This is a genomic window from Bacteroides sp. AM41-16, from assembly GCF_003603495.1.
GTDB classification, from domain to species: domain Bacteria; phylum Bacteroidota; class Bacteroidia; order Bacteroidales; family Bacteroidaceae; genus Bacteroides; species Bacteroides uniformis.
Genome location: NZ_QTNE01000004.1, coordinates 48130 through 63153, shown reverse-complemented (window position 1 = coordinate 63153; position 15024 = coordinate 48130). Strand labels below are relative to the sequence as shown.

Below are 15024 nucleotides of genomic sequence, written 5' to 3'. Positions count from 1 at the left end.
ATCTTTTTTTGTTTAGGTTTAAATAAATTGTTCGTTATAAGTTTATTGCAAGAACAATGCCTATCCAGGATTGTTCACCGGTTTTTTAATTATTTTATATCCGATAGCAGCAATAAAGATACTCATTACCGGACTGATAAGGTTGAAGAAGCAATAGGGAAGGTAGGTCAGTGTGGGTACACTCAAAATGGTGGCTTGCGTCATGCCGCAGGTGTTCCATGGGATAAGCGGGGAGGTGACGGTAACGGCATCTTCCGTGGTACGGCTAAGTAGCCGGCTTTCGTAGCCTTTCTTTGCGTAAACGTTGCTGAACATGTTTCCGGTGAGGATAATGCTGATGTACTGGTCTGCCGTGGCAAGGTTCAGGAACAATCCGGAACATACGGTGGATGCTACCATGCTGGCTGTATTCTTCATGAAGCGGACGAATAGGGAAGTGATGCTTCCTAGCATGCCGCTTGCCGTCATGGCTCCACCGAAACACATGGCGCAGATGATGAGCCAGATGGTATTCATCATTCCTGCCATACCTCGTGTGGCAATCAGTTCTGTCAACATGTCACTGTCAGTTTGTAGACTGGTACTGCCATAGAATGTCATCATTATCCCTTTGAACATATTCCCACCTTCCGCTATCTCATTCAGTAGTCCCGGTTGGAAGATGAAGGCGAATATCCCTGCCAGCAGAGTGGAGAGAAAGAGTGTGATGACGGAAGGCACTCTCCGGGCAATCAGTATTCCCGTAATCACGGGAACAGCCAGTAACCAGGGAGTAATGTTGAATTTGGCGTCCAATGCTGCCGTAAATTCCGCGATCTGTTGTGTATTGTTCGTTTCGTGTGTGAGTCCCATTACTGTAAAGATGACAAGGGTGATGAGGAGAGAGGGGACGGTGGTGATCATCATATAGCGGATATGGCTGAATAACGGTGTTTCCGTTACGGATGAGGCAAGGACCGTGGTATCCGATAACGGTGAAATTTTGTCTCCGAAATAGGCTCCCGAAATGATGGCACCGGCTATCCATCCCTCTTCAAAACCTTGTGCCTTACCTATGCCCAAAAGGGCGATACCGATGGTGGCGATAGTGGTCCATGAACTTCCCGTCATTACTGATACCAATGCACAAATAATGCAGGTAGAAGCAAGGAAAAAATTCGGATGGATAATCTGCATACCATAATATATAAGGGTAGGTACCACCCCACTTATCATCCATGTGCCGCTCAAAGCACCGATAATCAATAGAATAATGATAGCTGTGGCAACACCTGAAATGTTGTTGGTGATGGCAAGTTCATAATCTTTCCAAGGGATGCGGTAGAAAGTCATGCCGATAAAGACACACATACCAGTGGTGGCAAGCAGGGAAATCTGGCTTCCTCCACTCAAGGCGTCACTTCCGAAAGTATGGATGGTGGCGAACAGCATTCCTACGAGAAAAGCGATGGGAAATAGAGAAACGAGTGGAGAGGGTATTTTCTTTGCTGAATTCATAGGGTTGTTTTTGACTATGCTTGGTTGACGAATCTATTATCAATCTGTCGTTTATAGTTTGATGCGACAAAGGTATAACAATTCTGTTCAATATCTTCCTTATCCTTTGCATGACAAATAAAAATTATCAAATCTTTGCGTTTGCTTGGAAAAATGATAGTATCCTTGTTATTTCTTGCTGTAAAGGGTGATGGACAACGATATTATTGTTAAAATAACGCCGGTGCCGACCACGCCACTCCATCCCCAAGTCTGCCAACTGCTTCCTGCAAGGAAGGTACCCAAAGAGCCGCCGATGAAGTAAGTGGTCATGAAAATCGTATTTACCCGATTGGAGGCAGACGGGTAGATGTCGAAAATACTGGTCTGGTTGCTGAGTTGGATACATTGCATGCCTATGTCTATAAGAATGACACCGGTAATGATACCTGCATAGTTGTTTCCGCAGAAAAAGAGCGAGGCCCATGCAAGCAGAATCATTCCGCAACCGATAAAGTTGAAATTGCGTATGCCTACCTTTTTTACATATTTTCCTACAAAAGATGCGGTTAAGGCTCCGGCAATGCCGCAGAGCCCTAGTATGCCGATGACATCGCTGGATGCATGGAACGGGGCTTCTCCCATTTTGAATGCAAGGCAGGACCACATGGCAAGGAATGAGCCAAAGGCCAGTCCTGCACGTATCGAGTAGATTCGTAGAGAGGGGTATTCTCTTACTAATGAGAAAAGAGACTTCATCAGCCCGGAATATTTGCCTTGGAAAGTCGGTTGTATGTCCGGTAGTACCTTTAATACAACGATAGCGCATAGTAACATCATTCCAGCGGCGATGAAGTACATTTCACGCCAGCCAAGCACTTCACCCACAAATCCGCTGACAACACGTGATGCAAGTATTCCAGTCAGTAATCCTGAGATGACGACACCTACATTCCGTCCCTTGTTTTCGGGGCGTGAGAATTGCGAGGCAATCGGTACAAATATTTGGGGTATCATGGAGCAGATGCCGGTAATGAGTGATGCTGCCCAGATGATGTAGATGTTCGGTGCCATGGCAATGGCTAGAAGGGAAAATATGAGTAGGAAGAAATTCGTTAGGATGATATTCTTGCGTCGATAGAGGTCTCCTAATGGGACGATGAACAATAATCCCAGCGCATATCCGATTTGTGTAATCATGGCAATGAGGTTCGTTTTGAATTCAGAAACTTCCAATTCATGCCGCATGATATTAAGCAGGGGTTGATTGTAATACAAGTTGGCTACGGACACGCCAGCTACGATAGCAAGTGTCCAGAGTATATGTGCCGGTAATCCTCCGTTTTCTTTCAGTTCTTGTTTCATGCTGCAAAGATAATGTCTTTCTGTTTCATGCGCAAGATATGTGAGTATGATAAGAATATGTGTGAAGTGGTATCATCTTTTTAGCCTTTCCGTTTGTTATACTATTATTTTGTTTGAGAATAATTGATTGGAGCTATCTTGGATAAGCGGAATGTTGTATTGATATTTAAAGATACGTTGGGCATGGGAAATGAATGGTTTAGAGAGTTGCTGGGTATGAAATACAGGTGGACGAAATGCAGGCTCTGCTAGCAAACGAGGGTTGGTAAGGTGAATTCGATGACTCAAGGAACCTACCGTTCCCCCATTAGACCGCCTCCTGATGACATACTTGGGATTATCCTGCTATTGACTGAAAACTCGGGTATATATTAGTATGAATCATTATTACTTAAACTTATAATAGTATGAAACATTTATCGATAATAATAATAGTAGTGTCATTATGCGTTTTCCTGCTATCCATCGGCGTATATCATAAGGTTCCCTGGTCTGTTCTGCCAATAGTGGCTAGTGGAATCTGTATATTATGTTGGCTTTTGTTCCATTTACTCTGTATCAGTGAAGAAAGAGATTTACTGAAAGAGGGAAATCAGTATTTCATTGATACCTTTCAAAACATACGTAATCCCATTTCTTTGATTAAGACACCGTTAGGGGCAGTTTACGAAGGAGACTGTCCGGAAGACATAAAGAAGGAACTGGCTGTTGCACTTCATCATATAGGCGGGCTGGAGCAGCACTTGATAGCGTTGATGGAGTTGAAACGACTATTTGGCAATTCTGGTAGCCTGGTAGTTGCAGAACATGAAATCGGCGCATTTATGAGGAAGAAAGTGTCTTTTTTACAGTCTCATGTGGCCGGGTTACAGATGAAGCTGGATTTGGTTCCGGATTTTGACTATGCAAGCGCTTGGTTTGATCCGGGAAAGATATCTCCGGTTATCGACCGGTTTGTATTGAGTGCCATCGAGTGTTCTCTGCCGGAAACGCATCTCTCGATGCAGGTTTCGTTGAAGGGAGATTACTGGGCAATCAGGATTAAGGATACAGGCAACAAGCGATTTCTGAAATGTTGCAGATGGTACTCGTCGCGGCTTCCTATTCTGCGACCTCTGCATGGCAAGCAGTATGGCATGGGCGGTGTGTTTTTTGACAAGTTGATGAATATATGTGACGGGAAAATACTGACTTTGGAAAAGGAGGCTCTGCTTCGATTTCCCATAAGATGTTCGTGTGCGGTTTCGGGGGGGTATACATCCTTAAATATTCCGGACACTTTTCAGGTGAATGAGTCGGAAATAGCTTTCCATGGTTTCTCGAAGAAAAAAAATATGGATAGACCTTTAGTGATACTTGCGGATAATGACAAGGGATTCAAGGATTATCTTGAGAAACGTTTATCGGAATGTTTTGTAGTGAGGAGCTTTGATGACGGTCAGGAAGCATTGGAGGTAATATGTGAAGAGTATCCGGATTTGGTGATTTGTGATATCATGTTGAAAGGTATGAGCGGTGAGGAACTTTCTTCTAAACTGAAGACGTCGAGGGACACCTCCTTTATTCCGGTGATATTGATGGGGGCGCACATTGATGTGAAACGGCGGGAAAAGCGTTGTTCTTCTCAGGCTGATCTCTTTGTATGTAAGCCCTTTAATCTGGAGGACCTTAAAGTGGAAATATCCATATTGATAAATAATAGCCGTTTTCTTCGGAAGACATTTCTTCAGAAAGTTTTTGGAGAAGATTTTTTAACGAAACCTATGGAGCGGGCTCAGCAGGATGCCAATCTGGCATTTTTGAATGAAGTGAAGCTTTACATTATGGAGAATATGGATAAAGAGGATTTGACAGTAGATGATATTGCCTCCAGGATGTGCATGAGCCGGACAACCTTTTATAATAAGTGGAAGTTGTTGACGGGAGAAGCACCCAAATATTTGATTTCGAGAATCAGGATGGAGAAGGCACGGGAACTTTTGGAAAGCGGAAAATTTTCTGTGACTATGGTTGCTGAAATGGTGGGTATGCGAAATCTGAAAAACTTCAGAGGCAGGTATAAGGAGTATTTTGGAAAAACACCGAAGGAGTTTATGAAAAAAGTATGATATTTATCTGAAGAAAACTTTCATAGAAAGGCTGTCACATATTAGATAATGGACAGCCTTTGTTTTGAAATGGGAGATAGGAGAACTGAACATCCTAAGCTATCTATAAAGGAAAATCTCTCATCGTTTTCGTTTTGGGGATAACTGGGTATATATGATTAGCTTTACTTGCCGATGCAGCATATTATGTCAGTTGACTATCAATAGTTTATGGATTAAAAGATAGACTGCTCGAAAATTCACTTGTTTTTTCGTCAAAAATCGCAGATTTAACACTTTTCTTCGTTACTAATCTCAAAACAGAGGGAAAATGGGGAAAATCGCTCTCTTTCGCCCCGAAACCTCCAGTTCGCAAAGATAAGGCATATCGGTGATTATTTCGCCGATTCGGGCTGCAAAATGGAAGGCGGATTCACGGATTTTCGGATTAGCTTTTGTCATCATTTTGTGCCTTGGTCGGAATTGTGTTTTGCTCTGTTTTTGATTTAGGTTATTTCTATTTTTCGCAGCCAAAAGAGAGTGTCTGTAGGTCTGATTTGACTCAGTCATGGCGAAGCCATCTCTTTTTCTCCCTTTGTTAGCTTTACTTTAATGCACGTATATATGAGTACGGAGATAAAGTAAAGTTGGTTTTGGTAATTTACGCTGTGATTCGCTTGAAAAAATGTTGTGCAATGGAGGTGATTCGTTGGGAAAAGTGTAACGAATCCGATTTATTCGCTTGAAAAAGTGTAGAACCCTTGTATTGTGCTTGTCTTAGCCTTCATAATTTGCGACTCAAAGTCTCTATAAATTATACCTATACTGATATAATATCGAATATTTGTGCCAACTTTGTACCCGGAAAGATATAAAGAGATTCTGCGTCATCAAACTGAATAACATTCAAAGGTATAATTCTATGGATATATTAAGTCTCACCAAAGTAACATCATCGTTCATCCTAACTTTAATAGAAAGAGACGATGGACAAAAGAAACAAATTTTGGAGACGCCAACAAATGGCTCGTGTGTTTAAGGCTCGCATGATTCTTTATGCCGCTTATGGTCATTGCATCATTCGTGAGGATGGAAGCTATTATGAGCATCCCCGTTGGTTTGAATTGGCAAAAGAGAAATGGGCACAAGTTTACAAAACAACAGGTACTCCGTGTAGTTGTTGGATGTGCAGAGGATTTGAATATGACCGCAAGGAGTATAAGAAAGATACTCTGCGAATTATTCGGGAATCAATGGAGTAAGCTAAATGACTGGGAACTGAATCTGTGCATTAATTGCATAGGTTCAGTTCTTATTATGAAGGGCTACTTCTTTTAATCTTGTGATTTTTTACCTTCAACATATCATTAAATAGATAAAAAGTAATATCTTTGCATATTATATGATGTGTTGAATATGTCTAAAAATACAATGGGGACCAAGTTGCCCCGGAAATTGGAGCAGAAGATGTTGGTTGTGGGAGAGCAAATTAAACTGGCTCGCTTGCGCAGGAATCTGAGTGTGGCTCAGGTGGCTGAACGTGCCACCTGTTCTCCGTTGACCGTATCCCGAATAGAGAAAGGCGCACCGACAGTAGCAATCGGAATCTACTTGCGTGTGCTGTATGCTTTACAGCTTGACGATGATATTCTGTGGCTGGCCAAAGAAGACAAATTGGGAAAAGCCTTGCAGGATTTGAGTTTGAAGACGAGGGAACGTGCTTCAAAAAAGGAGTAAACGATGAAGACACTATATGTATATGCCGATTTTGATTGGCTCAAGGAAACAGAACTCGTTGGCGAGTTAAGCTATGAATCTCTTCGTGGCTCGGACAGCTATTGTTTTACCTTCAACGATGGATGGTTGAAGAAACACGGAGATTTGTTCCTGAGTGATGACCTCAATAATTATCCGGGACAGCAATATACGCAACCGGAGAAAGATATATTCGGATGTTTTTCGGATGCTTTGCCGGATCGTTGGGGGCGAACACTGTTGTTGCGACGTGAGCAGATTGCTGCGATGGAAGAGAAGCGACCGGTGCGGAGATTGTCTTCTTTCGACTATTTGATAGGTATAGATGACTTTTCCCGGATGGGTGCTTTCCGTTTCAAGGAGTCAAAAGACGGAGGATTTATAAATGTAAGTGAGTCTTTGAAAATCCCACCTCTGACGGATATAAGGGAGTTGATTGCAGCCAGTGCGGAAATTGAGAAAAGCGAAGAGGGGAATGTCCTGCCTGACAGGAAATGGGTTGCCCAACTCGTGCAACCCGGTTCTTCATTGGGAGGTGCAAGACCTAAAGCCAGTGTGATTGACACGGATAAAACACTTTATATTGCGAAGTTCCCTTCTCGTAAGGATGATTACGATGCCGGACTTTGGGAGCATTTTAGCCACCTTCTTGCTGCAAAAGCCGGTATAAATGCCGCCAAGACCAAAGTGCTGGCTACCGGAGAGAAATACCACACATTGCTTTCTCAACGCTTCGATAGAGTCCAAGAGGGAAAACGAATTCACTTTGCTTCTGCAATGACTTTATTGGGACTCAATGACGGCGATAACGCAACTACAGGATACGGTTATCTGGATATTGTCGATTTCATAATCCAGAACTGTACAAACGTGGAAGAGAATCTGCATGAACTTTATCGCCGTGTTGCTTTCAATATCTGCATTGGCAATAGTGATGACCATTTCCGCAATCACGGTTTTCTTTTGACAGCAAAAGGTTGGACACTTTCTCCTGCATACGATATGAACCCCACTTTGAATGAGTATCAAAGTCTGCTGGTTTCATCAACCTCTAATAAAGCAGAACTGAGTATTTTGCTGGATGTTTGCGAAGACTACATGCTAAATCGCAAAACAGCAGAAAAAATTATTTTTGAGGTAATTGAAGCTGTAAAAGGATGGAGAGAGTTGGCAACACGATTAAGTATTTCCAAGAGAGAGGTGGATATGTTTGCGGGCGTAATAGATGAACGGTGTAAGTGGCATAAATATTCTTGTGCATAAAAATTTCGAGTGAGATGAGGCTGTTGATTTGTTTTACACGCAATAATAGGGATTAGGTTTTAGATTATGCAACAAAAACATAATGTTTGTGTGACATAATAATCCCCAAACGATTTGTAAAATATGGAGTGTTATGAATAGAAACTAAAAGGTTGGTATGACGATTATTTATTTTATAATATTATTCATTATTTTCAGCATTCTTCGGTTTAGACATCGCAATCAAGATGTGTCTTTTTGGCAAGATTTACTTCGAGTTGTCACATTGAAGGTGACAGATTACTTTTGTAAAGGTACACCAACAAAAGTAGTAATGTTGTATTTGAAAACTTCGTGCATCCTTTATGGTGGAGCTTCGTTGGCTTATCCTATTATCCGTGCTGTGCTAGAGTACGACAAGCAGAATGGCTTTGGAAAATTATTTCTTGAATTTCAATGGGATTCTTTTGGAAGCGCTTCTTCTTACATATTTTTAATAATCAACAGTTTGGTCGTGATATTTTATTTTTGGCGATACAGGAGTGATGATGTTACTGAAACGATAAAAAAAATATTGCATCGTACAAAAAATATTGAAAAGCAGAATGAGCAACTCCTTTCTAATGATAAAAATATGGGCGAAAAGTTGAATGAGATTCTTTCTAGGTTAGGAAGTACGTCATCGTCTGTTAAGAGCTTATTACCCAATCTAAAAGAGAGTATTAATACACTAAAAGTTGAAACTGCCAGTAAATATCTAGATACGATATGGAGTGAGGTACAGGTTCATTATCAAGATGACTATTCTCTGCAGGCAACCATCTTATATTTACAGGGAGAGTGTGCTCGTTTTGCAAAGGGTGGTAATAGTAAATCATATCATGAATGTGCGTATAATTTGATGAAAAAGGCAGAAAAAAGTGATGAGCATATTCTTACAGGAGCAATTTATGAAGCCTGTCGTTCTCGTGATTATGCTAATGCTGATATATACTCAAAGGAGTTGAGAAGTGTTGCTCCCTATAATTTTTGGGGATATGTATCGGAATTAATGCAGACAGACGATTTGACTGAGGCCGTTAAAGCAATTCCTGCAAATATTGACTTAGAGAAAGCGTTGGCGACTTGTATTATGCTTGGAGGTGGAAAGAATGATGATTTAGGAGTTGATATTGCCTGTTATCATTATCATTCCCTTAATTCCATTACTATAGAGAACTTTGTGTTATGGATAATGGATTTGTCTGTAGCAACAACTCGTTTCTGCCAGTCTTTTATTCTTTATAAGAATGTAAGAGACATGAATACTCTTCAGTGCAAGGAACTCTTTGGACTTTTGGATAAGTTTTTGACTGAATTGGGAAAAACGGAAATTGAGAATCCTCTTCCCGATACTATATTTCTGCATGCGGTAACCGGATATTTCGGTAATCAAGATAAGTCTTGGCTTACTGCATTTACAAGTTTTAAACCATCAAAAGGCATGGAGGAAATATACAACCTTGCATATGCTATTTTACTTAGTGATGTAGGACAATATAATAAGGCTAAGGAGTTGCTTGGTCTGTATACAGGAGATAGCCTTGTTTCAATCTTGAATATGAGATTCGTTCTTGCTATAAGACATAATGACTTACCGGAGTGCATTGAGATACTAAAATGCGCTTGCGAGAAAAAAATCTCAATTCCTGATCACTTTGCTCACTATTTTTTTGCAACTATATATAATTTCTACGATTCTACAAAGGAATATGTTTACAATCTACGTTTTGAAAGTGAGATGGCTAAAACTGCTTTCTCTTTGTTTTTAGACTTCAAGGATGGCAATAAAGTTGATACGGATTTTATTTTACAGCATAAAGATGATTTTCCTGATTCTATTGCACCTTATATGGCTATTATAGTAAAAGAGAAGGGAAATCTTCCTGATGCTATTGAAATTCTTGAATCTACTGCAGACCACAAGGTTCTTGATATTCGAACACATCTATTGATAGAGTACTATCAATATGATAAATCATATAGTCAAAAATTATATCATTTGCTCATCGAACTTCGCGAGGTTGGGCAGATGGACCCAAATACGCTGTCTCTTGAATTGGATATATCTAACCAAATAGGAAATTATGAAAGCTGTCTTTTAATAACATCTGAATTAGTCAAACAAATTCCAGATGACATAAATGCATGGGTAAACCATGTTCTGTCATTATATCGATGTGAAGGACATGAAAGTGAAATAATAGAACTGAAGACTAAGTTTGTAAATAAGGTTCTTCCGGCTCAAACAACAATAATCTTATTTAATGTTTATCATGCCATCAATGAAACTCCTTTTGCTCTTGACTTACTTTATGACCAGATTGTTCGAACTCAAGATCAAAATCTTAAAGATTTCTTGTTCACTATGCACATAAATCCTGGCGTGGATAAGTTGGTTTCAGAAGAGAAAGATTCTGTTGAATGCGGAGATTTTATTACATTATTCTATGAAGGTAATACAAAAGAGTGTGTTGTGTCTAAAGGTTCTATCTATGAAGAATTAATAGGTTGTAGAATTGGAGATAAGAAAGAGATTATTATTAAAGTGCCTGTTTTGGTTGAAGTTCAAGCAATACATTCAAAATACTTCAAATTATTACGTGATATTTTAAAGGATATTAGTGATAATCAGGGTAGTAAAAATATTAAAATGTTTTCCGTAGATGACTTTGATTTTGCAAATGATCCGATTGGAGCCCTTCGTAAAATGGCAGGAAAGACAGACGATGTTATTGCAAAGGAAAAGGCATTGCTTGCTCAATATCAAAATGGAGAGATGTCTCTTATCAATTTTATTAACGATCATGAATGGATGTCGGATACATACGAAAAGTTATTTGGGCAACAATTCATGGTTTGTTCTATACCTGTCAAATTTTTTAAGCTTGTCTTTGAAAAATGTAAAGGATGGGAGCAAAAAGAAATAGCACTGGATATAACCTCTTTGGTGTCGCTCTACGAATTTGACCGTAGATATGGGCTTAAGTATGACAAACAATTCTTCTTGCCCAAATCTGTATCTTTACTTATAAGAGAGCAACTTCTCAACGAGGAAAAAGGAACGCCTAAGTTTATATCTCAACATATTGTTGACAAGATTGGCTATGATGTGATTGATGAACGTAAAACTATTCTTTGGAATAAGTTAAAGTCGCTTGAAAATTGGATTGGAAAACATTGTTGTGTTGAGACTATAGAGGAAATTATCAATATGGATCTTGCACAAAATGACAGTCAGTTATGGAGAATAGAAGTGGAAAGTTTGCTGCTTATACGAAAAGGAATGTTGTTACTAACGGAAGATTGGTGTTTTCAGAAGCGTTTCATAAATCTATTCCCAACACTTTCAGTATATCAGTGGCTGACATTAATGGATATTGAGAATGCAGATACATGGGGACAGTTTATGCTTGAGTGTGGAAATGTCGGTTATCCTATACTATCTGAATATATTCGGTCTCAATATGATTTAATGTCCAATAACAATCCGAATAATTATCAAACATGTTTGAAAAATGTGAAATATAACCCTGAATCTATTGTAAGTGGTCTAGATGCAGCTAAGAGTTTGATTGAAGGGATAATTGAGCCTTCAAAAATCGCAGGTGCAACAAATATGCTATCCGTGATGTTCTCTTCGATAACTCCAGAAATTTGTGTGTCGTTAATTCAAAAAGAATTTATTTGTTATAAAAACGATATATGGCATCAGTGTCTAATGGACGCACTTCGGATTAGTCACCCGTTGATAATTCTCTCTTAATAAAAAAATAAATTGATGATAATCATATGATATTTATTCTGCAAATAGTATATGTTAATTTAGTGATAGTAAAAACAACCTGAAAGTTGTGCCGTCTCGATTATTTATAGTACCTTTGCCTACAGAGTAAGGCAAAGGTATTTTTGATGTACACAATGGCTGAAGAACAGATAGACACGGTTTTAGGATTTGACGTAGAAACGGTGGAAACTAAAGACGAAAAGTGGATGTGCCATTCGCAGGCTATAGCAGCAATCATGTCGAACCGAATGGGAGAACTTGGCATGACACAACGAGCGTTGGCCGAGAAGATGAATTGCACTCAGCAATATGTCTCCAAGGTGTTGAAAGGTCGCGAGAATCTGTCATTGGAAACCTTGTGCAAAATAGAAAATGCATTAGGTGTCAGAATACTGCAAGCCGGAATAGATAAGTAATAACACTATAACAGGGTGCAAGAATATGTCAATACAGAGCGAAGCGGCATTGGAAGCCGGACTGATAGCCACACTTCGGCAAATGGACTACGAGTATGTTCAGATTACCGAAGAAGATAATCTTTATGCCAATTTCAAGCGGCAGTTGGAAATTCACAACAAGAAACAGCTGGCGGAAGTTGGTCGTAACTCATTTACGGATGAAGAGTTTGAGAAGATATTGATATATCTGGAAGGTGGTACTCGCTTTGAAAAGGCAAAGAAACTTCGTGACCTATATCCTCTTGATACTGCTAACGGACAGCGCATTTGGGTAGAATTCCTTAATCGTACCCAATGGTGTCAGAACGAGTTTCAGGTTTCGAACCAGATTACGGTGGAGGGGCGAAAAAAGTGTCGCTATGATGTGACGATTCTTATCAATGGTCTCCCTTTGGTTCAGATTGAATTGAAACGTCGGGGTGTAGAACTCAAACAAGCATACAATCAGATTCAACGTTATCATAAGACATCCTTTCATGGGCTGTTCGACTATATTCAGCTGTTTGTTATCTCCAATGGCGTAAATACTCGCTATTTTGCCAACAATCCCAATGGCGGATATAAGTTTACATTCAACTGGACGGATGCTGCAAATCTGCCGTTCAATGAACTGGATAAGTTTGCTGTGTTTTTCTTGGAAAAATGTACGCTCGGCAAGATTATCGGGAAATACATCGTATTGCATGAGGGTGATAAGTGCTTGATGGTGTTGCGCCCATACCAGTTCTATGCTGTAGAAAAGATATTGGATCGGGTACAGAACTCCAATGATAACGGTTATATCTGGCATACGACAGGAGCAGGAAAAACATTGACTTCATTCAAGACTGCACAGCTTGTTTCGGAGTTGGATGATGTAGATAAGGTAATGTTCGTTGTCGACCGACATGATCTTGATACACAAACACAGTCGGAATACGAAGCCTTCGAACCTGGAGCCGTTGACGGCACAGACAATACCGATGAACTGGTAAAACGCTTACATAGTAACTCCAAGATTATCATTACCACCATTCAGAAACTCAATGCTGCCGTAAGCAAAACTTGGTATAGCAGCAAGATTGATTCGATACGCCATTCTCGTATCGTGATGATATTCGATGAGTGCCACCGCAGCCACTTTGGGGAGAGCCATAAGAAGATTATGCAATTCTTCGATAATGCCCAGATATTCGGATTTACCGGAACTCCTATTTTTACAGAGAATGCAGTTGATGGTCATACGACCAAAGAGGTGTTCGGCAACTGTCTGCATCGTTATCTGATTAAGGACGCCATTGCTGATGAAAATGTACTTGGCTTCCTCGTGGAGTACTATCATGGCAGTGAGGAAGTGCAGAACGGCAGTACCAACCGCATGACGGAAATTGCCAAATTCATCCTTAATAATTTCAATAAGTCAACATTTGACGGAGAGTTCGATGCGCTGTTTGCTGTGCAGTCAGTGCCGATGCTTATCCGCTATTACAAGATATTCAAGGAACTGAATCCCAAGATTCGTATAGGGGCAGTATTTACCTATGCAGCCAATGGAAGTCAGGATGATGAACTGACAGGAATGGGTACAGGTTCTTATCTGAATGACAGTGCAGGCGAAGTCGATGAGCTGCAAGCTATCATGGATGACTATAACGAAATGTTCGGTACATCGTTTACGACAGAGAACTTCCGTGCATATTACGATGACATCAACCTGCGTATGAAAAAGAAGCGAGCTGATATGAAGCCGCTTGATCTTTGCCTTGTTGTCGGAATGTTCCTTACCGGTTTCGACAGCAAGAAACTCAATACGCTCTATGTTGACAAGAATATGGAATACCACGGTTTGTTGCAGGCATTCAGCCGGACGAACCGTGTGCTGAATGAAAAGAAACGCTTCGGAAAGATTGTATGTTTCCGTGATTTGAAAAGCAATGTAGATGCAGCTATCAAATTATTCAGCAACAGCAACAATCCGGAAGAAATAGTGCGACCTCCGTTTGAAGAAGTCAAACAGGAATACAAGGTGCTTGCTACCGATTTCCTGAAGAAATATCCGGACACAAATTGCATAGACCTTTTGCAGAGTGAAAAAGCTAAGAAGGAGTTTGTCTTGGCATTCCGTGATATTATCCGTAAACATGCTGAAATACAGATATACGAGGATTATAATGAAGAGTCTGATGATCTCGGCATGACGGAACAGCAGTTTATGGATTTCAGAAGTAAGTATCTTGATATCCATGATACTTTTGCACTTGTCGATCCAGCACCGTCACCCAAACCGGATGATAATACAGATACTCCGGATGATGGAGACCTCGGCGATGTTGATTTCTGCCTTGAACTTTTGCATAGCGACGTTATCAATGTGGCATATATCCTTGAACTCATTGCAGAACTTGACCCATATAGTGCCGATTACGCGGAACGCCGCCAAAATATCATTGACACGATGATTAAAGATGCTGAAATGCGCAGCAAGGCCAAACTTATCGATGGCTTCATTCAAAAGAATGTGGATGACGATAAGGAAAACTTCATGATGCAGCGAGGCAAGGTTGACGGTACAAGCGATTTGGAAGAACGGTTGAACCGCTATATTGCCGTTGAACGAGAAAATGCCGTCAACTCATTGGCTGAGGAAGAGGATATATCGTCATCAGTATTGAATCACTTTCTCAAAGAATATGATTATCTGCAAAAAGAACAGCCGGAAATCATACAGAAGGCGTTGAAAGAGAAGCATCTCGGACTGATAAAGACGAGAAAGGCGTTGACGAGGATTTTAGACAGATTGCGTAATATCATACGCACTTTCAGTTGGGATTAAAAG

The 15024-nt window shown here is 40.3% G+C and carries 9 protein-coding genes; 7 read left to right on the top strand and 2 right to left on the bottom strand.

What is annotated here, in order from left to right:
- Positions 1-60: 60 nt before the first annotated feature.
- Positions 61-1497 carry a Na+/H+ antiporter NhaC gene (gene nhaC, locus DW896_RS05310; protein WP_005835906.1) on the bottom strand — a complete coding sequence of 479 codons (1437 nt, stop codon included), beginning with the start codon at positions 1495-1497 and terminating at the stop codon, positions 61-63.
- Between the two features lie 168 nt (positions 1498-1665).
- Positions 1666-2841: an MFS transporter gene (locus tag DW896_RS05305; RefSeq protein ID WP_005826523.1), complete on the bottom strand. Its 1176-nt coding sequence runs from the start codon at positions 2839-2841 to the stop codon at positions 1666-1668.
- Positions 2842-3248: 407 nt separating this feature from the next.
- Here DW896_RS05305 and DW896_RS05300 point away from each other — a divergent pair, with 407 nt between their 5' ends.
- From DW896_RS05300 to DW896_RS05260, 7 genes are all read left to right on the top strand, one after another.
- Entirely contained in the window at positions 3249-4949 is a 1701-nt protein-coding gene (locus DW896_RS05300; protein WP_005835907.1) for a response regulator, read from the top strand.
- Between the two features lie 965 nt (positions 4950-5914).
- Positions 5915-6190: a hypothetical protein gene (locus tag DW896_RS05285; RefSeq protein ID WP_119992953.1), complete on the top strand. Its 276-nt coding sequence runs from the start codon at positions 5915-5917 to the stop codon at positions 6188-6190.
- 154 nt (positions 6191-6344) lie between these two features.
- Positions 6345-6665, top strand: a complete 321-nt coding sequence (locus DW896_RS05280; protein WP_119992951.1) for a helix-turn-helix domain-containing protein — start codon at positions 6345-6347, stop codon at positions 6663-6665.
- A gap of 3 nt (positions 6666-6668) precedes the next feature.
- The gene (locus DW896_RS05275; RefSeq protein ID WP_119992950.1) at positions 6669-7946 is read left to right on the top strand and encodes a type II toxin-antitoxin system HipA family toxin; all 1278 of its coding nucleotides are present in this window, start codon (positions 6669-6671) and stop codon (positions 7944-7946) included.
- Positions 7947-8103: 157 nt separating this feature from the next.
- Positions 8104-11730 (top strand): hypothetical protein, encoded by a 3627-nt coding sequence (locus tag DW896_RS05270; protein ID WP_119992948.1) that lies wholly within the window; start codon positions 8104-8106, stop codon positions 11728-11730.
- A gap of 155 nt (positions 11731-11885) precedes the next feature.
- Positions 11886-12167, top strand: a complete 282-nt coding sequence (locus DW896_RS05265; RefSeq protein WP_119993037.1) for a helix-turn-helix transcriptional regulator — start codon at positions 11886-11888, stop codon at positions 12165-12167.
- Between the two features lie 25 nt (positions 12168-12192).
- Entirely contained in the window at positions 12193-15021 is a 2829-nt protein-coding gene (locus DW896_RS05260; RefSeq protein WP_119992946.1) for a type I restriction endonuclease subunit R, read from the top strand.
- The last annotated feature ends 3 nt before the right edge of the window (positions 15022-15024 follow it).

Bases quoted from the DNA above. Each gene is read 5' to 3' on its own strand.
- nhaC (WP_005835906.1), bottom strand. From the start codon at position 1,497: ATGAATTCAGCAAAGAAAATACCCTCTCCACTCGTTTCTCTATTTCCC.
- DW896_RS05305 (WP_005826523.1), bottom strand. From the start codon at position 2,841: ATGAAACAAGAACTGAAAGAAAACGGAGGATTACCGGCACATATACTC.
- DW896_RS05300 (WP_005835907.1), top strand. From the start codon at position 3,249: ATGAAACATTTATCGATAATAATAATAGTAGTGTCATTATGCGTTTTC.
- DW896_RS05285 (WP_119992953.1), top strand. From the start codon at position 5,915: ATGGACAAAAGAAACAAATTTTGGAGACGCCAACAAATGGCTCGTGTG.
- DW896_RS05280 (WP_119992951.1), top strand. From the start codon at position 6,345: ATGTCTAAAAATACAATGGGGACCAAGTTGCCCCGGAAATTGGAGCAG.
- DW896_RS05275 (WP_119992950.1), top strand. From the start codon at position 6,669: ATGAAGACACTATATGTATATGCCGATTTTGATTGGCTCAAGGAAACA.
- DW896_RS05270 (WP_119992948.1), top strand. From the start codon at position 8,104: ATGACGATTATTTATTTTATAATATTATTCATTATTTTCAGCATTCTT.
- DW896_RS05265 (WP_119993037.1), top strand. From the start codon at position 11,886: ATGGCTGAAGAACAGATAGACACGGTTTTAGGATTTGACGTAGAAACG.
- DW896_RS05260 (WP_119992946.1), top strand. From the start codon at position 12,193: ATGTCAATACAGAGCGAAGCGGCATTGGAAGCCGGACTGATAGCCACA.